The organism is Streptomyces sp. BBFR2 (assembly GCF_044497305.1).
Taxonomy (GTDB): domain Bacteria; phylum Actinomycetota; class Actinomycetes; order Streptomycetales; family Streptomycetaceae; genus Streptomyces.
The window spans coordinates 3,697,846-3,718,684 of sequence record NZ_CP172415.1; the positions used below are offsets into that span (position 1 = coordinate 3,697,846).

A 20,839-nucleotide genomic window follows, 5' to 3' on the forward strand; every position below is an offset into this window, starting at 1 on the left:
CACTCGTGGCATGTGACCTGTGGCTGGTACCCCTCGTCGATGTGCTGTGCCACAGCCCCGACAACCCGTTCTCCGAAGAGATCGCCGCCTACGACAAGGCCCTGACGGAGGCCGGTCTGCCACCGGTGCCGGTCTTCAGCTACATGCCGGGGCTCTCCGGCGACGTGGCGCCGGTCGCCGGATTCGACTACGACGCGCTGCACTTCCTGCGCCGCGCCTACCTGCTGCACCTGTGCGGCCTGGAGGTGACCCCGGTCGACGAACTGGGCGGCGACTACGAGCAGTTGCTGGAGATGTTCGAGCAGACGGCCCAGCAGTCGCACCTCGTCTGGCACTACGACCACGCCGGGGCGTACGTTCCGGTCGATTTCCCGCACCCGCTGGCCGATGAGGAACTCCTCGACGGCGGCGGCCCGTTGGGCTCCTCCCACGGCCTCCTGCGCGACCTCGAACTGGTCGCCCCGGCCCTCGGCATCGACCCCGCCAACCCGCCCGCCCCGCCCGCGCCGCCGACCGGCCCCACCGGCCTGGAGGAACGGTCGGTGACCCCGCCCACCGACGACGGCCCGTTCGCCCGCGAGCGCCACGTCTGGCTCGGCCTGCACGCGGCCGCGACCAGAAGCCTCGGCCAGGGCTCCATGATCGTCTTCAGTTGACGCATCCACCGGCCCCGGAGGCGCACCCCGACGGGACGCGCCCCGGGGCCGTTCAGCGCGGCGGCTCCGGCGGACGCTGGCGCGGCATGTTCGGCCGGGCGCCCGGCGGCAGCGTGAACCGCCCGCCGCCCGGCTGCCCCGCCCCCTCGGCCCGCGGCCCGGACCACGGCAGCGCCGGCCGGTCCGTACGGGGCACCGGCCCGGCCCGGAACTGCGTCATCCAGTCGCCGGTCTCGGACCGCACCAGCTCCCCGATGTCCTCGTGGAAGCGGCGCAGCACCCCCAGACACCGCTCCGCCGCCTCGCTCGCCGTGCCCTCCGCCGGGCCGAGCACCTCCCGCACGCTCTCCGACGCCCAGTCGAACTGCAGCGCCTCCAGCCGCCGCTGGATCGCCTGCGCCGTCGCGACGTCCCGCATCCAGCCCGCCGTCACCCCGAAGTACCGGTCGCACCCCACGCAGACGGCGCCTATCAGCAGCGTCAGATACCCCCAGGGCGCCCCGCCGTGCCACGCCCCGGCCAGATCGATCAGCGGCAGCGCGGCGCCCACCGAGACCCCGGCGGCGGCACCGGCGCGCAGCGCCCGCGCGGCGCGCCGCTTCCCGCGCCGGTCGTTCAGGTACCAGTCGGCGGCGCGCAGCGCGCTCTCCTCCGTCCACGCGTAGAGCGCGTCCAGCCGGTCGGCGGGCTCGCCCCAGTCGCCGTGCGGGAACGCCCGCCCGGTCAGATCACCGGGGCCGCGCCCCTGGCCGCCGACCCCCAGCAGGGCGGCGGCCCGTGCCCAGCCGCGCCGCGGCTCCCGGCCCGGCCCGCCGTCCCCGGGCGTCCCCTCCGGCTGCATCTCCGGCTGACTCAACCGTGGACTCCCTCGTTGCGGCTACGTACGGTGCGCCCGGTGCGTAGGAAAAGCGGATGGATGATCACCCCTTCCTACCGCCGAACGGTGGGCCTTGCCCACAAGATCACGGGATTCCCGCCCGGAAGTGGCCGCCCATCGGGTATAGGGCGCCGGGTGCTCTCACCCGAAAGAGTTGCCGCACCCGGGGGCGCGGGGTTGCCGGGGCGACTTCCGGCCGTTCGCCCGGACGCCGCGGAGCGGGCGGGACCCGGCGGGACCTGAGGGGCGCCGGGCCGGGCCGGAACCCCGGACGGCTAGGCTGCCACCCGTGAAGGTCCTCGTCATCGGCGGCGGCGCCCGCGAACACGCCCTGTGCCGCTCCCTGTCCCTCGACCCCGACGTCACCGCGCTGTACTGCGCTCCCGGCAACGCCGGTATCGCCGAGGTGGCCGAACTCCGCTCCGTCGACGCCCTCGACGGCGCCGCCGTCGCCGCGCTCGCCGCCGACCTGGGGGCCGGACTCGTCGTCGTCGGCCCCGAGGCGCCGCTGGTGGCGGGCGTCGCCGACGCGGTCCGCGAGCGCGGCATCCCAGTCTTCGGCCCGTCGGCGCAGGCCGCCCGGCTGGAGGGCTCCAAGGCGTTCGCCAAGGACGTGATGGCCGCCGCGGGCGTCCCGACCGCCCGCAGCTACGTCTGCACCACCCCGGAGGAGATCGACGCGGCGCTCGACGCCTTCGGCGCCCCGTACGTCGTCAAGGACGACGGGCTGGCCGCGGGCAAGGGCGTCGTCGTCACCGAGGACGCCGCGGCCGCCCGCGCGCACGCCCTGGCCTGCGTGGAGCGCGGCGGCGAGGGCGGCGGGCAGACCGTCATCGAGGAGTTCCTCGACGGTCCCGAGGTCTCCCTCTTCGCGGTCACCGACGGCGAGACGGTCGTGCCGCTCCAGCCCGCCCAGGACTTCAAGCGCGCCCTCGACGGCGACGCCGGGCCCAACACCGGCGGCATGGGCGCGTACAGCCCGCTGCCCTGGGCCGACCCGCAGTTGGTCGACGAAGTCCTCGCCACCGTCCTCCAGCCCACCGTCGACGAACTGCGCCGCCGCGGCACGCCCTTCTCCGGACTGCTCTACGCGGGCCTGGCGATCACCTCGCGCGGGGTGCGGGTCATCGAGTTCAACGCCCGCTTCGGCGACCCGGAGACCCAGGTGGTCCTGGCCCGTCTGAAGACGCCGCTGGCCGGGCTGCTGCACGCCGCCGCGACCGGCACGCTGGCCGCCCTCCCGCCGCTGCGCTGGAGCGACGGCGCCGCGGTGACCGTCGTCATCGCCTCGCACAACTACCCGGGCACCCCGCGCACCGGCGACCCGATCGAGGGCCTCGCCGACGTCGCCGAGCAGGACAGCCCCAAGGCGTACGTGCTGCACGCCGGCACCAAGCAGGACGAGTCCGGCAAGGTCCTGAGCGCCGGCGGCCGGGTGCTGTCGGTGACCGCGACCGGCGCCGACCTCACCGCCGCCCGCGACCGCGCCTACCGCGCCGTGGGCCGGATCTCCCTGGACGGCTCCCAGCACCGTACGGACATCGCCCGCAAGGCCGCGGCGGACGCGTCCGGGGCGACGGCCCAGGCGTAACGCCACCCCGTTCCACCGGACGGCCCCGGTGCCCCGCCCACCACGGCGGGGCACCGGGGCCGTCGGCGTGTCCGCAGGTGGCCGGAGCTTTCCGGCGGGCGAGGGCGGGACACGGCCGCCGGGCGGACGGTGACGGGGGAGCGCCGCGGGGCGCGGCGCACGGCCGCCGGCGCCCCGTTCTCAGGCGGCCCGGCAGCGGGGGAGCGGGCGTGGTCCGGGCCCGGTCGCCGCGGGTCCCCGGGCGCGGGGGCCCGGCCGGGAGCAAGTTCCCAGCTTTGCCCAAAGCCATACCATCGAGTGACCGATCCGGTGACCTGCTGACGGGAGCCGGACCCCCAACTAGGGTGCCGCGCAGGCGTTCTGTTCCGCCCCGGTACGGCGGTCGCGGTGACGTCCGGCAAGTGGCTCACCGGCATTGCGATGTCAGTGGCCGGTGCCACAGTGGTGGGGAGCGCGCGACGGCTCGGGCACGGTGTCCGTGCGGGCCACGGCCGCCGGACGCTCCCGCTGTTCGGCTCGAAATGCGTGATCTCACCGATGTCTCCGTCCGTCTCCACGAGGACAGCAGGGGGTGTGCAGGCTCATGGCTGGTCCGGAAACAGGCGTCCTCGCGGCGCGCTCCCGTGCCCTGGCCGTGCTGCGGATCCGCGGTGCGGCGCTCGCCGTGGCGCTGCTGCCCGCCGCCGTCGCCGTGGTGCTGCTCGTCGGCGGCGCCACCGGCCGACTGGGCACGCCGGACGCCGCCGCGGGCTCCGGCTGGGGTCTGGCCCGGCTGGTGGTGAGCGGCGTCGCGGTACTGACGCTGGCGCTCGCCGTGCTGGCCGGCGCGGTCGTCGCCGGGGCCAGGCCGGCGCTCAGCCCCTCCGTCCCGGTGTCCGAGGAGGCCGCGCCCGACCTGTACCGCCTGGTCCGCGAGCTGGCCGACCGCCTCGACGTCCCCGCGCCGTCCGCGCTGGCCCTCACCCCGGACTGCGACAGTTGGCTGGAGGACCGTACGCACCGTGCCCACGGCCCGCCCCGGGGCACCCTCCGCTCCGTCCGTAAGGCCACGGCCCCGGTGCTGGTCATCGGCTCCCCGTTCCTGTGGTGGATGCGCGTCGGCGAGCTGCGCGCCCTCCTCGCCCCCGTCGTCGCCGGTACGGGCCCCGCCGCCGACCCGGACATAGCCGCGGCCCGCCGGTTCATCCGCGGGCTGGACGCCGCGGTCGCCGTCGCCGCCCGCGCCCGGGGCGTACGGGCCCCCGCGCTCCGCTTCGCGGGTCTGGCGGCGCGCCTGATGCTGCGCGCCTGCCGCGACCACGCGACGCTCATGGAACGGGCCGTGGCGGCCGCCGCCTCCGAGCGCGCCCAGGACGTCGACCACCGGCTGCGGACCGTCGCCCAGGAGCAGGTCGGCCTGGCGTACGCGGGCTGGGACCGCCTGCTGACCCGGGTCGCGCTGCCCGCCTGGCGGCTGGGCCGCTGGCCCGCGCACCTGGACTCCGGCGTGGTCTCCGCGCTCACCGAGCTGTCCCGCCGCGACCGGCTGGCCGACGGCTTCACCGCCCGCCTCGGCGAGCGCCCGGCCTGCGACCTCCTGGAGGAGCCCGGCCTCATCGACGGCGCGGCGTCCCTGCTGGCCGCCCGCCTCTTCCACGGCGGCCCCGCGACGGCCGGCCCCGGCTGGTCACCCGTCGGCTGGAGCGAGTATCCGGACGAGGTCGTGGACCGCACCTGGCGCCTGGAGGCAGCCCGCCTCCACCGCGTCCTGGACGACCTGCCCGCCGCATCCCCGCCCGCCACCGACGCGCACGAGCCCCGTGCCCCGGAAGGCCCGGCGGCCCACCCGGGCGGTTCCCCGGACCCTGCCGCCCTGCCCGGGGAGCCCGGCCCCGCGCCCCTGTCCGCCCCGGTGGCCGGGACCGGCGGTACGGCCACCGGCGCCCCGGCCCACGGCCCCTCCGCCGTGGCCACCGCGACCGCCCCGCCCCCGGCCGCCCCGTCCCTGGGCCCGACGCTGGAGCGGGTCATCGACCAGTTGTCGGGCGAGCCCGGCGCGGGCGACCTCGTAGCCGCCCGCCTGGACGCCGAAATGGCCCACGAGGCCCGCACCGCCGCCCAGCACCACGCCGCCTCGGGCACGCCGGGCAGCCCGGGCACGCCGGGTGGCCCGGAGCCGTTGGGTCACCCCGTCGCCCCGGAGCCGGCGGATACAGCCGGTTTCCCGGGGGCGCCGGACGCGGCAGGTTTCCCGGAGTCCGCGGACCGCCCCCGCTCCCCGGGTACGACGGACGGGCCCGGTGCGCCGGAGACCACCGACCGTTCCGGCTCCCAGGGCGCGAAGGACCGTTCCGGCTACCCGGAGGCGATGGCCCGCCCCAGCTCCCCGGAGGCATCGGGCCGGGCGGCGGCGCCCGCGGCCACGGGCCGGGCGGAGGTGTCCGGTCTCCCGGAGTTCGCCGGCATGCCGGAGCTGCCGGATCTGAGCGGTACGGACGGCCTGACCGACGGCGGCCTGCCGCTCTTCCCGCTCCAGCCGCCCCGCACCGGCCGTGACCTGCTCGCCGACCACGTCACGGCGATGGTCTGCTGCACCGCCGTGGACACCGCGGGCGCGGCCCCCGGCCTCGACTGGCTGGACGGCCCCGCCCTGCTGATCGACGGTGCCCGCCGCACCGACCTCGGCTCCCCCGTCCGCAGCCTCGTCGAGGACGGCGACGCCGCCCCCCTCCGGGCCTGGCTCGCGACGATAGGCGCCCGCCCTGAAAAACCGGTCCGCCTGCCCTGAGCCCGCCCACGCCGAACCGGCCCCCTGGTTCCGCTCGTCCAGCACTTTGCCGCCCTGCCGCCCTGCCGCCCTGCCGCCCTGCCGCCCTGCCGCCCTGCCGCCCTGCAGCCGTTCGCCCCGTAAGGCCCTCCCGCTCCCGGGAGACCCCGGCGCCCGCCTCCCGGCTCGTCCACCGCCGAGCCACGGCCGCCCCTGGCCCGCCCGACGCCTTGGCCCGCCCGACACCCCGGGCCCCGGCGTCGCTCCTGCTCACGGCCCTGCTCCCGCCCCACGGCGCCCTCGACGGCGCTCCCCGCAGCGCCCCCGGCAGGCACGGCCCCCGAACCCCGGCACCCCACGGCCTCCCCGCCTCAGCGCCGCCGAGCCCCCGCCCACCCGAAGCACCCGCGCCAGGCGGGCACCCACCACCTCCCGAGAAAGGGAGCGGCCGCCCGATGCCGCCCACCGCCAGGACGCCCGGCCCCGGCCGCGGACCCCACGCGTCACGCCCGCCACCCGAGCCCCCGGACCGCCCCGAACACCCTTTCCCGGACACCCCCGTGAGGTCCCGTTCCGTATACCTGCCGGGTTGTTTCTCTCGTCAAGTCCGTTGAATTCGCGACGAAGGGTGACCAACTGAGTGCTTAATGTGATGTGCTGGGAGCGGCCGCGCCGGTCCGGAGGACCTCTGCGGCGCCGCTCCCGCACGCCGTAGCGGCCCTGCGCGGGCGGCCCGTGACGCCGGCCCGCCGCAGGTGCCCGGCCGGCGGTGTACGGAAATCCGGCCGGCCCACGGGGGACGCGGGAGGGGAGCTGATGGTGGGGACGGATCAGATCAGGCGCTGGGAGTCGGGCGCCCTGGCCCACGCGGTGACGGACCCGTTCGGACAGGGCCCGCTGCCCTGGCTGCGCGGCAGCGAGAGCTACTACGACTCCGGCCACACCGCGCCCTGGTACGCCGACCACGGCGACCCGCGGGTGCCGCCGCCCCGCAAGCACAACGGCCCGCGCACCGCCGACGACATCCACCGGCAGATCAAGGGGTTCGCCACCACCGGCGCGGTCGCCCCGGGCGAGGCCATCGACTTCCGGGTCTCCGTCGACCCGCCGCAGCCGTTCAGCATCGACATCTACCGCATCGGCCACTACGGCGGCGCCGGCGCCTTCAAGATCACCACCAGTCCGCGGCTCTCCGGCATCGTCCAGCCCGCCCCGCTCGCCGCCGAGCGCACCGTCTCCTGCCACCACTGGTGGCTCTCCTGGCGCCTCCAGGTCCCCACGTACTGGAACCTCGGCGCGTACGTCGCCGTGCTGACCACCGCCGACGGCTACCGCAGCCACATCCCCTTCACCGTCCGCGACGACCACCCCGCCGACCTGCTGCTCCTGCTCCCCGACATCACCTGGCAGGCGTACAACCTCTACCCGGAGGACGGCCGCACCGGCGCCAGCCTGTACCACGCCTGGGACGAGGACGGCGCGCTCCTCGGCGAGCGGGACGCCGCCACCACCGTCTCCTTCGACCGCCCCTACGCCGGCGCCGGACTGCCGCTGCACGTCGGTCACGCCTACGACTTCATCCGCTGGGCCGAGCGGTACGGCTACGACCTCGCCTACGCCGACGCCCGCGATCTGCACGCCGGACGCGTCGACCCCTCCCGCTACCGCGGCCTGATCTTCCCCGGCCACGACGAGTACTGGACGGCGCCGATGCGCCGCACCGCCGAGCGCGCCCGTGACCAGGGCACCTCACTGGTCTTCCTCTCCGCCAACACCATGTACTGGAAGGTCGACCTCGCCCCGTCGCCCTCCGGCCCGGACGCGCTGCTCAGTTGCCGCAAACGCCAGGGTCCGGGCCGCCCCGCCCTCTGGCGCGAGACGGGCGAGCCGGAGCAGCGGCTGATGGGCGTGCAGTACGCGGGCCGGGTCCCCGAGCCCGCGCCGCTCGTCGTCCGCAACGGCGGCCACTGGCTGTGGGAGGCCACCGGCGCGGGCGAGGGCGACAAGCTGCCCGGCCTGGTCGCGGGCGAGGCCGACCGCTACTTCCCGCGCACCAGCCTCCCCGAGCACACCGACCGCACGCTGCTCGCCCACTCCCCGTACCGCGACACCGAGGGCCACCGCCGCCACCAGGAGAGTTCGCTCTACCGTGCCCCCAGCGGCGCCCTGGTCTTCGCCTCCGGCACCTTCGCCTGGTCACCCGCGCTGGACCGCCCCGGCCACATCGACCCCCGCATCCAACGCGCCACGGCCAACCTCCTCGACCGCATCTGCAAACGCGACTGACGGGCCGGTCCGCACCCGCGCCCCTGCCGTACCGGGCCCGCGAGGGGCCGGGCCCGGCCCCTCCCGGAAGCCGCCCGGCCCCGCGGACCGGCTCACTCCGGCGCGGCGCCGGGCCCCCGCTCCGCGAACGGCGCCATCTCCCGCGCCAGCGCCACCGTCAGCGCCCGGAAGATCCGCACCTCGGGGTGGGTGTCCCCGGCCCGCGTCGCCAGCACGCTGTGCGCGGGCGCCGCGTCCAGCACCGGTACGTACACCGCCCCCGGCCACGGGTAGTACCGCGCGAACGACGCCAGCCCGGAGCCCGCCCCGCGCCCGGCGGCCACACTCGTCAGCACGTCCTGCGGGGTCAGCGCGCAGTCCGGCGCCCGCCGCTCGCCCTCGCCGAAGTAGAGGTAGTCGGTGAACGGCCGCGGGGTGTGGCGCGGCAGCCGCAGATACGGTAGCTCCAGGACGTCGGCGACGCGCAGCCCCTCCCGCCGCGCGTCCGCGTACACCGACCCGGCCGGCACCGCCACGATCCGCCGCTCCGTCGTCAGCACGTCCACCTCGATGCCCTCGGCCTCGATCGCCGGGCGGACGAACGCGACGTCCACCCGGTGCTCACGCAGCGCGCTGCAGTGCTCCGTGAAGTTCAGTTGGACGAGCCGCAGCTCCACCTCGGGCCGCGCCCGCCGGAAGGCGTTGACCGCGGCGGGCGTGACCTCCCCCGAGCCGTGGCCCATCACCCCGACCCGCAGCCCGCGCGCGGGCGGACCGCTGCCGAGGGCCACCTCGGAGACGTCCTCGACCGCCGCGTTCGCCGCCGCCAGCAGCGTCCGGGCGTGCGACACCAGCCGCCGCCCCGCCGCCGTCGGCACCGCCGTGCCCCGGCCGCGGTCCAGCAGCCGGGTCCCGAACTCCCGCTCCAACTGCTGGACGTGCCCGGTCACCGCGGCCGGTGACAAGTACAGCCGGGCCGCCGCCCGCCCGAAATGCCCCTCCTCGACCACCGCCAGAAAAGAGGACAGCCGCCGCAGATCCATGGCGCCACGATACGGCCGCGCGCCCCGGCGGCTCGTACACGTTCACGATTCCTGAACGCGTACGGCACCCGCCCCTGGCCTCCCGTAGAACGGCCGGTATGACGACGCCTTCCCTCCGGGCCACCCGGCCCGCCGCCCCGGCACCCCCGGTCGCCCGGCGCCGCCACTGGCTGCGCGCGGGCTGGCTGATGACCGCGTCCGGCTGGAGCGCCAACCAGTTCTCCGCCCTCCTCGGCGCCTACCGCACCGACCTGGGCCTGACCGACGCCGCCACCACCGGCCTCTTCGCGGTCTACGTCCTCGGCCTGATCCCCGGCCTGCTGCTCGCCGGACCGGCCGCCGGCCGCCACGGACGCCGCCCGGTCACCTTCGCCGCGCTCGCCGTCTCCGCCCTGGCGACCTGCCTGCTGATGGCCGGCCCGGCCGCCGCCTGGCTGCTGTGGCCCGGCCGCTTCCTCACCGGGCTAGGCGCCGGCACCCTGCTCACCGCAGGCAGCGTCTGGATCAAGGAACTGTCCGCCGCCCCGTACGGCACCGCCCCCACCCCGGGCGCCGCGGCCCGCCGCTCCGGCCTCTTCCTCTCCGCCGGCTTCGCCTCCGGCGGCCTCGCCGCCGCCTGCATCGCCGAGTGGGCCCCGCACCCGATGGTCCTCGCCTACGTCCCCCACCTCGCCCTCACCGCGGCCGCCGCCCTCAGCGCCTCCGGCACCCCGGAAACGGGCCTCACCCACCACCCGGCCGCCCCGGCACCCGCCGGAAAGCCCACGCGGGCCGCCGGGTCCGTGCCCGCCACCGCCCCCGCGCCCGCCGCCGACCCCGTACTCACCACGGAGTCCACCCCCGCCCCGCCGTCCCCCACCGCCTTCCGCCGCCTCGTCGCCCCCCTCGCCCCCTGGGTCTTCGCCGCCCCCACCCTCGCCTTCGCGACCCTCCCGGGGCTGGTCGACGCCCACCTCGACGGCTGGCGCACCGTCTACGCGGGCCTCGCCACCGCCGTCACCCCCGGCACCGGCCTCCTCGTCGCCCCGCTCGCCCGCAGCCTCGCCGCCCGCCACCGCATGGCCACCGCCTACTGCGGCCTCGCCGCCATCGCGGCCGGCCTGCTCCTCGGCGCCCTCGCGGTGGCCCGCACCGACCCGGCCCTGGCCCTGCTCGCCGCGGCCCTCCTCGGCGGCGGCTACGGCCTCGCCGTCGCGTACGGCCTGACGGAGGTCGCCGCCCTCACCCCGCCGCACCGGTCGGCCCACCGCACCGCCCGCTTCTGGGCCCTGTGCTACCTGGGCTTCTGCGCCCCGTACGCGGTCACCCTGCTCACCGGTGTCTGGAGCCCGGCGACGGTGCTGACCGGCGCCGCGGCTCTCGCCCTGCTGACCCTCGCCGCCCTGGCCCGTAACGCGGCCCGCACCTGACCGGTCGCCCCCGCCCCGCCGCCCTTCCGCCCCGTACGGGAGAATCGGCAGGACTCCTGGACCAACCTACGCGGAGGCAGCGTGTCCGGTTTTGTAGAAAAGCCCGAGCCCTTGCAGGTGCCCGGCCTCACCCACCTTCACACCGGCAAGGTGCGTGACCTCTACCAGAACGCCGACGGCGAACTGATCATGGTCGCCAGTGACCGCATCTCCGTGTACGACTGGGTGCTGCCCACCGAGATCCCGGACAAGGGCCGCGTCCTCACCCAGCTCTCCCTGTGGTGGTTCGACCAGCTCGCCGACCTGGCCCCCAACCACGTCCTGACCACCGAGCTGCCGCCCGGCGCCCCCGCCGACTGGGAGGGCCGCACCCTCGTCTGCACCTCCCTGGACATGGCCCCCGTCGAGTGCGTCGCCCGCGGCTACCTGACCGGCTCCGGCCTCGCCGAGTACCAGGAGTCCCGCACCGTCTGCGGCCTGGCGCTCCCCGAGGGCCTCGTCGACGGCTCCGAACTCCCCGCCCCGATCTTCACCCCCGCCACCAAGGCGGCCGTCGGCGACCACGACGAGAACGTCTCGTACGAGGAGGTCGCCCGCCAGGTCGGCCCGGAGACCGCCGCCCGGCTGCGCCGCGCCACCCTCGACATCTACTCCCGCGCCCGCGACATCGCCCGCGGCCGCGGCATCCTCCTCGCCGACACCAAGTTCGAGTTCGGCTTCAAGGACGGCGAACTGATCCTGGCCGACGAGGTCCTGACGCCCGACTCGTCGCGCTTCTGGCCCGCCGACCTGTGGCAGCCGGGCCGCGCCCAGCCCTCCTTCGACAAGCAGTTCGTCCGCGACCACCTGACGTCCCCGGCGTCCGGCTGGGACCGCAAGGGCGAACTCCCGCCCCCCGGCCTCCCGCAGGACGTCGTCGACGCCACCCGCGCCAAGTACATCGAGGCGTACGAGCGGCTGACCGGCCTGACCTGGAGCTGATCCACGACAAAGGCCCCGTCCGGTGTTTCCACCGGCCGGGGCCTTTTCCTTGAGCGGACGACGAGGCTCGAACTCGCGACCTCAACCTTGGCAAGGTTGCGCTCTACCAACTGAGCTACGTCCGCATGCTCCGGGCGAATCCGGTGACCGTTTCCGGTCCCCGCCGCGCGGTGCGGGGACCACTATAGCCAATGAATGCGCCCTCGCGAACCACTTCCGCGGACCGCCCCTCTTCTGTGTCCGCCGCCACACCTCGACGGAAGATGGCTGCGAACACGACAAAGGCCCCGTCCGGTGTTTCCACCGGCCGGGGCCTTTTCGCTGAGCGGACGACGAGGCTCGAACTCGCGACCTCAACCTTGGCAAGGTTGCGCTCTACCAACTGAGCTACGTCCGCAGGCATCCACCCGGCTTTCACCGAGCGGCGCGACAGCTACTCTACCTGATCGAAAAGGCTGCTTGAGCCTGAAGATCGAGAACTGTCAGAGCGGGTGACAGGGATTGCACACTGCGCCTCCCTCTTGGAAAGAGGGCGCTCTACTACTGAGCTACACCCGCGTGACTCCTCGGGGCCCGGCTTTTCGGCCTCGCCCCTCGGCGTGCTCCAGACTCTAGCTGATCACCGGGGGTGCCGTGCAAGTCGGCTCCGTGCGGGGCACGGCACCCCTGTGCGGGGTCAGTGGTTGGCCGCGCTGAAGGCTTCGTAGACCTTCTTCGGGATGCGGCCGCGCGGCGGCACCTCCATCTGGTGCGAGCGGGCCCAGGCCCGGACCGCCGCCGGGTCGGGCGTCACCGCCGTGCGGTGGTACGCCTTGCCGGACTTGGCCCGCTTGCGGCCGGCCTCGACGAACGGCTCCAGGGCATCGCGGAGTTTCTTCGCATTGGCGGGATTGAGGTCGATCTCGTACGACTTCCCGTCCAATCCGAAGGCGACCGTCTCTGCGGCTTCTCCTCCGTCGATGTCGTCGGAGAGCGTTACTACTACGCGCTGCGCCACGGATATCGGTCCTTTCGTGCAGCAACCCCGTGTTGACGTGGGGTGTTGCTTCGGATCCTGTTGACAGGAATCAATGCTTTTTCATTTGTACAGCGGGGGGCAATGCATTGTGAAGCCCAGTTAATTTCTTCAGCGTGTCATGTCGCAATCCGGACCGTGGATCTTTTCGAGGATTTTCCCCGGTGTGCACGGCCGGCCGATACCGGACCGTGAGGGGACGGTCACTTGTCTATGCGCGTAGAATTTCGCACACGGTAGTGTGAGGGAACCGCCTTACGCACCACACCACCGGGAGTGCCAGTGGCACGCGTCGTAGTCGACGTCATGCTCAAGCCGGAGATCCTCGACCCGCAGGGCCAGGCGGTGCAGCGCGCACTGCCACGCCTGGGATTCGAGGGGATCGCCGACGTCCGTCAGGGCAAGCGTTTCGAACTTGAGGTGGAGGGCCCGGCCGACGACGCCGCCCTCGCCCGTATCCGCGAGATGGCCGAGACCTTCCTCGCCAACACCGTCATCGAGGACTTCACCGTCCGCGTCGAGGCCGGATCATGACTGCACGCATCGGCGTCGTGACGTTCCCCGGAACCCTCGACGACCGCGACACGCAGCGCGCCGTCCGGGTCGCCGGGGCCGAGGCCGTGCCGCTGTGGCACCGGGACAAGGACCTCAAGCAGGTCGACGCCGTGGTGCTGCCCGGCGGTTTCTCGTACGGCGACTATCTGCGGGCCGGGGCGATCTCCCGGTTCTCGCCGGTGATGGAGTCCGTCATCGCGCAGGCGAAGGACGGGATGCCCGTCCTCGGTATCTGCAACGGCTTCCAGGTGCTCACCGAGACGCATCTGCTGCCCGGCGCGATGCTGCGCAACGAGAGCCTGCACTTCGTCTGCCGTGAGCAGAAGCTGCGGGTGGAGAACGCCGGCACCGCCTGGACCACCGACTACAGCGCGGGCCAGGAGATCGCCGTCCCGCTGAAGAACATCGACGGCCGTTACGTCGCCGACGCGCGCACGCTCGACATGCTGGAGGCGGAGGGCCGCGTCGCCTTCCGCTACCTCGACGTGAACCCCAACGGCTCGCTCCGCGACATCGCCGGTATCACCAACGAGGCGGGCAACGTCGTCGGCCTCATGCCGCACCCCGAGCACGCCGTGGAACCGCTGATCGGCACGGGCCGTACCGACGGTCTCGGGTTCTTCACCTCGATCCTGAAGAAGTTGGTCAACGCATGACGCTGGACACGGTCACGCACGCCGCGCAGACCCCCGAGGCCGAGCAGCCCTGGGCCGAGCTGGGGCTGAAGCAGGACGAGTACGCGCGTATCCGCGAGATCCTCGGCCGCCGCCCGACCGGCGCCGAGCTGGCGATGTACTCCGTCATGTGGTCCGAGCACTGCTCGTACAAGAGCAGCAAGGTCCACCTGAAGCAGTTCGGTGAGAAGGCCCCCGAGAACGACGCGATGCTCGTCGGTATCGGCGAGAACGCCGGTGTCGTCGACGTCGGCCAGGGCTACGCCGTCACCTTCAAGGTGGAGTCGCACAACCACCCCAGCTACATCGAGCCGTACCAGGGCGCGGCCACCGGCGTCGGCGGCATCGTCCGCGACATCCTCGCCATGGGTGCCCGTCCGGTCGCGGTCGTCGACCCGCTGCGGTTCGGCGCCGCCGACCACCCCGACACCAAGCGCGTCCTGCCGGGCGTCGTCGCGGGCATCGGCGGCTACGGCAACTGCCTGGGCCTGCCCAACATCGGCGGCGAGGTCGTCTTCGACCCCTGCTACCAGGGGAACCCGCTGGTCAACGCCGGCTGCATCGGCGTGATGAAGCATGAGGACATCCACCTGGCGAAGGCGTCGGGCACCGGCAACAAGGTCATCCTCTACGGTGCCCGCACCGGTGGCGACGGCATCGGCGGCGTCTCCGTGCTCGCCTCGGAGACCTTCGACGACACCAAGCCGGCCAAGCGCCCCGCCGTCCAGGTCGGTGACCCCTTCCAGGAGAAGCTGCTCATCGAGTGCACCCTGGAGGTCTTCAAGGAGGACCTGGTCGCCGGTATCCAGGACCTCGGCGGCGCCGGTCTGTCCTGCGCCACCAGCGAGCTGGCGTCGGCCGGTTCCGGCGGTATGCGCGTCGAGCTGGACACCGTTCCGCTGCGTGACTCCTCCCTCTCGCCCGAGGAAATCCTCATGAGCGAGTCGCAGGAGCGCATGTGCGCGATCGTCGAGCCGGAGAAGGTCGACCGCTTCCTGGAGATCTGCGAGAAGTGGGACGTCATCGCCACCGTGATCGGTGAGGTGACCGAGGGCACCCGGCTGGAGATCTTCTGGCACGGCGAGCAGATCGTGGACGTCCCGCCGCGTTCGGTCGCCCACGAGGGCCCGACCTACCACCGGCCGTACGCCCGCCCGGACTGGCAGGACGCCCTCCAGGCCGACGACGCGAACAAGCTGGCCCGGCCGGGCACCCCCGAGGAGCTGCGGGCGCAGATCCTCCAGGTCGTGGCCTCGCCGAACCAGGCGTCGAAGGCGTGGATCACCGACCAGTACGACCGGTTCGTGCAGGGCAACACCGTCCTCGCGCAGCCGGAGGACTCCGGCATGGTCCGTATCGACGAGGAGACCAACCTCGGCGTGGCCCTCGCCACCGACGGCAACGGCCGCTTCGCCAAGCTCGACCCGTACGCGGGCGCGCAGTTGGCGCTGGCCGAGGCGTACCGCAACGTCGCCGCGACGGGCGCCAAGCCGCTGGCGGTCTCCGACTGCCTGAACTTCGGCTCGCCCGAGGACCCGGCGGTGATGTGGCAGTTCGCCGAGGCCACCCGTGGTCTCGCCGACGCCTGCCAGACCCTGGGGACGCCGGTGACCGGCGGCAACGTCTCGCTGTACAACCAGACCGGCGAGGTGGCGATCCACCCGACGCCGGTGGTCGCGGTGCTCGGCGTCATCGACGACGTCAACCGCCGGACGCCGGTGGCGTTCGCCGAGGCGGGGCAGCTCATCTACCTCCTGGGTGACACCAAGGAGGAGCTGGGCGGTTCGGCCTGGTCGCAGGTGGTCCATGACCACCTCGGCGGGCTGCCGCCCGAGGTCGACCTGGAGCGCGAGCGGCTGCTGGCGGAGATCCTCATCTCGGCCTCCCGCGACGGTATGGCCGACGCGGCGCACGACCTCTCCGACGGCGGTCTGATCCAGGCGCTGGTCGAGTCGTGCCTGCGCGGCGGGAACGGCGCCCGGCTGGTCGTCCCCGAGGGCGTCGACCCGTTCGTCTTCCTCTTCTCCGAGTCCGCGGGCCGCGCCGTCGTCTCGGTGCCGCGCAGCGAGGAGTTGCGCTTCACCGACATGTGCGGGGCGCGCGGTCTGCCGGCCACCCGGATCGGTGTGGTCGACGGTGACGCGATCGACGTCCAGGGCCAGTTCAGCATCCCGCTGGACGAGCTGCGGACGGCGCACGAGGAGACGATCCCGGGCCTGATCGCCTGATCGCCTGATCGCCTGATCGCCTGATCACCTGATCGCCTGATCACCTGGGCGTGATCGCCTGAGTGATGCCCGGCCGCGTACGGCGGCCCGGCCGCGCGGAACGGCCCGCCGGGGAATCTTCCCGGCGGGCCGTTCCCGTTCTTTTTCCGCGTTCCTGTTCCTGTTCCTGAGCCCGTTCCGTTCCGGGCACGAGGCCCTGGTGCGCGGGCCGGTCCCGCACGGGATACGCCGGTGGCCGTGCCTTCCCGTTCCCGCTCCCGTCGGTACGGCCCGGTGTTCCGAAAACATTTCTCCCGCCATATCCCGGCCACATCCCGGCATACGGCGCATAAGGGAGCCGACGGCTTTCCCCGGCGGTCCGGGAGAACGGAAAGCGCCCGGCCGTTTGTCAGTGGTGCCGCCTACGCTGAGCAACATGCCACCGACTGCCCGCGCCCGCAGGTACGACGGCCAAAAGACCCGCGCCGCCGCCCTCGCCCAGCTCGACCACGTACGCACCGCCGTAGGCGGTCTCACCCCCGAGCAGTTCGCCCTGCCCACCAGGCTGGGGGAGTGGACGGTGCGCGAGCTGGTCGCGCATCTCGCCATGGCCACCGGCAGCGTGGCGCGCGGTCTGGAGCAGCCGCCCCCGGCGAAGGCGGCGGCCACCCCCGCGCAGTGGCCCCGCGCCTCCGCCGCCCTCGCCGCCTCGGTCGACGACCGCACCCGCGCCCTGGCCGCCGCCCACGACCCGGTGGAGCTGCTGGAGCGCACCGCCGAGGAGTTCGCCCGCGTCACCGAGGAGACCTCCGCCGAGCGGGTCCTCGCCGTCCGTCCCGCCGCCATGCGGCTCGCCGACGCCCTGGCCACCCGCTGTGTCGAGCTGATCGCGCACTCCGACGATCTGGCCGCCGCGACCGGCGCCGGGATCCCGTACGACCGCCAGGCCCTCGCCACCGCCACCCGCGTGCTGGCGGACGCGCTGGCGGACGCGGCGCCGGGCGGCTCCGTCGAGGTCCGTATCCCGCCGTTCGCCGTCGTCCAGTGCGTCGAAGGCCCTCGCCACACCCGCGGCACCCCGCCCAACGTCGTCGAGACCGACCCGCTGACCTGGATACGCCTGGCCACCGGCCGGACGAGCTGGGCCGAGGCCCGGGAAGCCGCCCAGGTCACGGCCAGTGGCGAGCGCGCCGACATCGGCGGATATCTGCCGATCCTGTCCTGAACGGCCGACGCCCTCCCCGGCGTAGCGCATCTCACACGCGAGCGCGGGCGCTCGCGCGAGCCGTGGCCGCGAGGTGTATGCCGGACGCCGCCCGCGGCCGCGCCCGCGGTGGCGAGCCCGCCCGGCCGCACCCCGCCACAGGCCAGGCATCGCAAGGGATCGGGCGGCCGCGCCCGCCCGGTGCGCGCTCCCGGCGGGCGGACGGCGCGGCGTCCCGGCGCCCCCGCGTCGCGCGCCGCCGCCGAGCAGCCATCCGGCCCGGCGGCCATCCCCGGTTCGGATGAATCAGCGACCTGCCCTAGACTCAAGGCGTGCCACGTGGTGACGGACGACTCAGCCACGACCTGCTCCCCGGCGAGAAGGGCCCCCAGGACGCTTGCGGCGTCTTCGGTGTCTGGGCTCCGGGTGAAGAGGTCGCCAAACTCACCTATTTCGGGCTGTACGCCCTGCAGCACCGCGGACAGGAGTCCGCGGGCATCGCAGTGAGCAACGGCTCGCAGATCCTCGTCTTCAAGGACATGGGCCTGGTGTCCCAGGTCTTCGACGAGACTTCGCTCGGCTCTCTCCAGGGCCATATCGCCGTGGGCCATGCCCGCTACTCCACCACCGGTGCCTCGGTGTGGGAGAACGCCCAGCCGACGTTCCGTGCCACCGCGCACGGCTCGATCGCGCTCGGCCACAACGGCAACCTGGTGAACACCGCCGAGCTGGCGGATCTGGTCGCGGCGCTGCCCCGTGAGGGCGGCCGCGCGACCCAGGTCGCGGCCACCAACGACACCGACCTGGTCACGGCGCTCCTCGCCGGCCAGGTCGACGAGGACGGCAAGCCGCTGACCGTCGAGGAGGCCGCCCCGCGCGTCCTCCCGCAGGTCAAGGGCGCCTTCTCGCTCTGCTTCATGGACGAGCACACGCTCTACGCCGCCCGCGACCCGCAGGGCATCCGCCCGCTGGTACTCGGCCGGCTGGAGCGTGGCTGGGTGGTCGCCTCCGAGACCGCCGCGCTGGACATCTGCGGCGCGTCCTTCATCCGGGAGATCGAGCCCGGCGAGATGGTCGCCATCGACGAGAACGGCCTGCGCTCCACGCGCTTCGCCGAGGCCCGCCCCAAGGGCTGCGTCTTCGAGTACGTCTACCTCGCCCGCCCGGACACCGACATCGCCGGCCGCAACGTCTACCTCTCCCGTGTGGAGATGGGCCGCAAGCTGGCCGCCGAGGCGCCCGCCGATGCCGACCTGGTCATAGCGACGCCCGAGTCCGGCACCCCGGCGGCCGTCGGCTACGCCGAGGCCAGCGGCATCCCGTACGGCTCCGGCCTGGTCAAGAACTCCTACGTCGGCCGGACCTTCATCCAGCCCTCGCAGACCATCCGGCAGCTCGGCATCCGTCTCAAGCTCAACCCGCTCAAGGAAGTCATCCGCGGCAAGCGCCTGGTGGTCGTCGACGACTCCATCGTCCGCGGCAACACCCAGCGCGCCCTGGTCCGCATGTTGCGTGAGGCGGGCGCGAAGGAGGTCCACATCCGGATCTCCTCGCCGCCCATCAAGTGGCCGTGCTTCTTCGGCATCGACTTCGCCACCCGCGCCGAGCTGATCGCCAACGGCCTCACGGTCGACGAGATCGGCAAGTCGCTCGGCGCCGACTCCCTGGCGTACATCTCCATCGACGGCATGATCGAGGCGACCACCATCGCCAAGCCGAACCTCTGCCGCGCCTGCTTCGACGGCGAGTACCCGATGGAGCTGCCCGACCCCGAGCTGCTCGGCAAGCACCTCCTGGAATCGGAGACCGCGGGCGGGGCCAAGCCGGATGTCGACGGCGTCGGGACGCTGACGGCCGGTGTCGGCGGCGCCGATGCGCTGCGCCGCCCGTAGCCCGCACACCCCTCACACGAAAGTTCTGGGCCATGTCTCCTGAGTCCTCCGAGCCCGCGCGCACCAGCGGCGCCAGCTACGCGGCCGCCGGTGTCGACATCGAAGCGGGCGACCGCGCCGTCGACCTCATGAAGCAGTGGGTGAAGAAGGCCACCCGCCCCGAGGTCGTCGGCGGGCTCGGCGGCTTCGCCGGCCTCTTCGACGCCTCCGCCCTCAAGCGGTACGAGCGCCCTCTGCTCGCCTCCGCCACCGACGGCGTCGGCACCAAGGTCGACATCGCCCGCAAGATGGGCGTCTACGACACCATCGGCCACGACCTCGTCGGCATGGTCGTCGACGACCTGGTGGTCTGCGGTGCCGAACCGCTCTTCATGACCGACTACATCTGCGTCGGCAAGGTCTACCCCGAGCGGGTCGCGGCCATCGTCAAGGGCATCGCCGAGGGCTGCGTCCTCGCCGGTTGCGCCCTGGTCGGCGGCGAGACCGCCGAGCACCCCGGGCTGCTCGGCGCGGACGAGTTCGACGTGGCGGGCGCCGGCACCGGCGTCGTCGAGGCCGATCAGGTCCTCGGCGCCGACCGCATCCGCAGCGGTGACGCGGTGATCGCCATGGCGTCCTCCGGCCTCCACTCCAACGGCTACTCGCTCGTCCGCCACGTCCTCTTCGACCGTGCGGGCCTCGCCCTCGACCGCGAGATCCCCGAGTTCGGCCGCACCCTCGGCGAGGAGCTGCTGGAGCCCACCAAGATCTACTCGCTGGACTGCCTGGCCCTCACCCGTACGGCCCCGGTGCACGCCTTCTCGCACATCACCGGCGGCGGCCTGGCCAACAACCTCGCCCGCGTCATCCCCGACGGACTGCACGCCACCGTCGACCGCTCCACCTGGACGCCCGGCGCGGTCTTCGACCTGGTCGGCACCGCCGGCGCGGTCGAGCGCCTGGAGCTGGAGAAGACCCTGAACATGGGCGTCGGCATGATCGCCGTCGTCCCCCAGGAGTCCGTGGACGTCGCCCTGACCACCCTCGCCGACCGCGGCGTGGACGCCTGGGTCAGCGGCGAGATCGTCGAGCGCGGCGACCACGCCGAAGCGGTGACCCTGACCGGTGACTACGCGGGCTGACGCGCCGGTATCCGGGCAGCACAGAACCCGGTCCGAGGTGAGACACCCCGGACCGGGTCCGTGGAAAAGCTGTGCACGCCATGAGCGGATCCGCGAGCGGACACACAGAGGCCCGCAGAACGACCGCGGGTGGCTTCCCGCGGAAGTGTCTACGGTGCGTCGTCAGGCGCGGCGACGATGCTGGGACGAATCCTTCTCGTCCTCGTCATCGTCGTCGTTGTTATACAGGTCGGCGTACCGCGCGTACGGGTCGTCGTCCTCGTCATCCTCGAACGGCTCGCCGTTCGGCGGCTGCTGTGCCGGCTGTTGCGGCGATGCACCCAGCTCCTCGGCCAGGCGTGAGAGATCAGTCCCACCGCTGTTGTACTTCAGCTGGCGGGCGACCTTCGTCTGCTTGGCCTTGGCCCGGCCGCGCCCCATGGCTCGACCCCCTCAACGACGGGGCTCGACGGCCCCAGAGTCTTGACACGCGTTCATGATTCAGAGCGGACTCTCGACAGAGAGACCGGTCTGTAGGGCTTCAACGGTACCTGCTTCCGCGGCCATACGGTACGTCGCCCGCATCACCCGCCGCTCGGCATGACCTGCGAGGCGCCCTGTCCG

The 20,839-nt window shown here is 73.7% G+C and carries 16 protein-coding genes and 3 tRNA genes; 12 read left to right on the plus strand and 7 right to left on the minus strand.

Annotated features, from left to right (window positions below; genetic code table 11):
- The first annotated feature begins 5 nt into the window (after positions 1 to 5).
- Positions 6 to 656: a hypothetical protein gene (locus tag ACGH2B_RS14725; RefSeq protein ID WP_399088830.1), complete on the plus strand. Its 651-nt coding sequence runs from the start codon at positions 6 to 8 to the stop codon at positions 654 to 656.
- A gap of 52 nt (positions 657 to 708) precedes the next feature.
- Here the strand turns inward: ACGH2B_RS14725 and ACGH2B_RS14730 are convergent, their stop codons facing one another.
- On the minus strand, positions 709 to 1,512 hold the full coding sequence (locus ACGH2B_RS14730; RefSeq protein WP_399088832.1) for an SLATT domain-containing protein: 804 nt from the start codon (positions 1,510 to 1,512) through the stop codon (positions 709 to 711).
- Between the two features lie 310 nt (positions 1,513 to 1,822).
- Here ACGH2B_RS14730 and purD point away from each other — a divergent pair, with 310 nt between their 5' ends.
- From purD to ACGH2B_RS14745, 3 genes are all read left to right on the plus strand, one after another.
- Positions 1,823 to 3,124: a phosphoribosylamine--glycine ligase gene (gene purD, locus ACGH2B_RS14735; RefSeq protein WP_399088834.1), complete on the plus strand. Its 1,302-nt coding sequence runs from the start codon at positions 1,823 to 1,825 to the stop codon at positions 3,122 to 3,124.
- Between the two features lie 583 nt (positions 3,125 to 3,707).
- Positions 3,708 to 5,891, plus strand: a complete 2,184-nt coding sequence (locus ACGH2B_RS14740; RefSeq protein WP_399088836.1) for a hypothetical protein — start codon at positions 3,708 to 3,710, stop codon at positions 5,889 to 5,891.
- Between the two features lie 798 nt (positions 5,892 to 6,689).
- Entirely contained in the window at positions 6,690 to 8,156 is a 1,467-nt protein-coding gene (locus tag ACGH2B_RS14745) for a N,N-dimethylformamidase beta subunit family domain-containing protein (RefSeq protein WP_399097005.1), read from the plus strand.
- 92 nt (positions 8,157 to 8,248) lie between these two features.
- Here the strand turns inward: ACGH2B_RS14745 and ACGH2B_RS14750 are convergent, their stop codons facing one another.
- Complete coding sequence (locus ACGH2B_RS14750; protein WP_399088838.1) at positions 8,249 to 9,178, minus strand: LysR family transcriptional regulator; 930 nt, start codon at positions 9,176 to 9,178, stop codon at positions 8,249 to 8,251.
- A gap of 98 nt (positions 9,179 to 9,276) precedes the next feature.
- On the opposite strand from ACGH2B_RS14750, the gene ACGH2B_RS14755 reads away from it, so the two are divergent.
- Positions 9,277 to 10,587, plus strand: coding sequence for an MFS transporter (locus ACGH2B_RS14755; protein ID WP_399088840.1), 1,311 nt, complete (start codon positions 9,277 to 9,279; stop codon positions 10,585 to 10,587).
- An 81-nt stretch (positions 10,588 to 10,668) separates the two neighbouring features.
- Entirely contained in the window at positions 10,669 to 11,568 is a 900-nt protein-coding gene (locus ACGH2B_RS14760; RefSeq protein WP_399088842.1) for a phosphoribosylaminoimidazolesuccinocarboxamide synthase, read from the plus strand.
- A gap of 52 nt (positions 11,569 to 11,620) precedes the next feature.
- On the opposite strand, the gene ACGH2B_RS14765 is transcribed toward ACGH2B_RS14760, so the two are convergent.
- The 4 genes from ACGH2B_RS14765 to ACGH2B_RS14780 all read right to left on the minus strand — a co-directional run bounded on the left by ACGH2B_RS14765 (position 11,621) and on the right by ACGH2B_RS14780 (position 12,565).
- A tRNA-Gly gene (locus tag ACGH2B_RS14765) sits at positions 11,621 to 11,693 on the minus strand.
- Positions 11,694 to 11,892: 199 nt separating this feature from the next.
- Positions 11,893 to 11,965 (minus strand) — tRNA-Gly (locus tag ACGH2B_RS14770).
- An 89-nt stretch (positions 11,966 to 12,054) separates the two neighbouring features.
- A tRNA-Gly gene (locus tag ACGH2B_RS14775) sits at positions 12,055 to 12,126 on the minus strand.
- 118 nt (positions 12,127 to 12,244) lie between these two features.
- Positions 12,245 to 12,565, minus strand: coding sequence for an Lsr2 family protein (locus ACGH2B_RS14780; protein ID WP_399088844.1), 321 nt, complete (start codon positions 12,563 to 12,565; stop codon positions 12,245 to 12,247).
- A gap of 300 nt (positions 12,566 to 12,865) precedes the next feature.
- Here ACGH2B_RS14780 and purS point away from each other — a divergent pair, with 300 nt between their 5' ends.
- From purS to purM, 6 genes are all read left to right on the plus strand, one after another.
- The gene (gene purS / locus ACGH2B_RS14785; RefSeq protein WP_030284318.1) at positions 12,866 to 13,117 is read left to right on the plus strand and encodes a phosphoribosylformylglycinamidine synthase subunit PurS; all 252 of its coding nucleotides are present in this window, start codon (positions 12,866 to 12,868) and stop codon (positions 13,115 to 13,117) included.
- Positions 13,114 to 13,794, plus strand: a complete 681-nt coding sequence (gene purQ / locus ACGH2B_RS14790; protein WP_399088846.1) for a phosphoribosylformylglycinamidine synthase subunit PurQ — start codon at positions 13,114 to 13,116, stop codon at positions 13,792 to 13,794. The genes purS and purQ overlap by 4 nt, the downstream gene beginning before the upstream one ends.
- A complete protein-coding gene (gene purL / locus ACGH2B_RS14795) occupies positions 13,791 to 16,040 on the plus strand; it encodes a phosphoribosylformylglycinamidine synthase subunit PurL (RefSeq protein ID WP_399088848.1) in 2,250 nt (749 codons plus the stop codon). Before purQ ends, purL begins: the two co-directional genes overlap by 4 nt.
- A 415-nt stretch (positions 16,041 to 16,455) precedes the next feature.
- Positions 16,456 to 17,244, plus strand: a complete 789-nt coding sequence (locus tag ACGH2B_RS14800; protein WP_399088850.1) for a sterol carrier family protein — start codon at positions 16,456 to 16,458, stop codon at positions 17,242 to 17,244.
- A gap of 311 nt (positions 17,245 to 17,555) precedes the next feature.
- Positions 17,556 to 19,115 (plus strand): amidophosphoribosyltransferase, encoded by a 1,560-nt coding sequence (gene purF / locus ACGH2B_RS14805; protein ID WP_399088852.1) that lies wholly within the window; start codon positions 17,556 to 17,558, stop codon positions 19,113 to 19,115.
- Between the two features lie 32 nt (positions 19,116 to 19,147).
- Positions 19,148 to 20,236: a phosphoribosylformylglycinamidine cyclo-ligase gene (gene purM / locus ACGH2B_RS14810; protein WP_399088854.1), complete on the plus strand. Its 1,089-nt coding sequence runs from the start codon at positions 19,148 to 19,150 to the stop codon at positions 20,234 to 20,236.
- Positions 20,237 to 20,398: 162 nt separating this feature from the next.
- On the opposite strand, the gene ACGH2B_RS14815 is transcribed toward purM, so the two are convergent.
- On the minus strand, positions 20,399 to 20,656 hold the full coding sequence (locus ACGH2B_RS14815; protein ID WP_399088856.1) for a DUF3073 domain-containing protein: 258 nt from the start codon (positions 20,654 to 20,656) through the stop codon (positions 20,399 to 20,401).
- Positions 20,657 to 20,839: the final 183 nt, after the last annotated feature.

Excerpts from the sequence above, each read along its gene's own strand:
- purL (WP_399088848.1), top strand. The coding sequence starts at position 13,791 with ATGACGCTGGACACGGTCACGCACGCCGCGCAGACCCCCGAGGCCGAG.
- ACGH2B_RS14815 (WP_399088856.1), bottom strand. The coding sequence starts at position 20,656 with ATGGGGCGCGGCCGGGCCAAGGCCAAGCAGACGAAGGTCGCCCGCCAG.
- ACGH2B_RS14800 (WP_399088850.1), top strand. The coding sequence starts at position 16,456 with ATGCCACCGACTGCCCGCGCCCGCAGGTACGACGGCCAAAAGACCCGC.
- ACGH2B_RS14740 (WP_399088836.1), top strand. The coding sequence starts at position 3,708 with ATGGCTGGTCCGGAAACAGGCGTCCTCGCGGCGCGCTCCCGTGCCCTG.
- purQ (WP_399088846.1), top strand. The coding sequence starts at position 13,114 with ATGACTGCACGCATCGGCGTCGTGACGTTCCCCGGAACCCTCGACGAC.
- purM (WP_399088854.1), top strand. The coding sequence starts at position 19,148 with ATGTCTCCTGAGTCCTCCGAGCCCGCGCGCACCAGCGGCGCCAGCTAC.
- ACGH2B_RS14755 (WP_399088840.1), top strand. The coding sequence starts at position 9,277 with ATGACGACGCCTTCCCTCCGGGCCACCCGGCCCGCCGCCCCGGCACCC.
- ACGH2B_RS14750 (WP_399088838.1), bottom strand. The coding sequence starts at position 9,178 with ATGGATCTGCGGCGGCTGTCCTCTTTTCTGGCGGTGGTCGAGGAGGGG.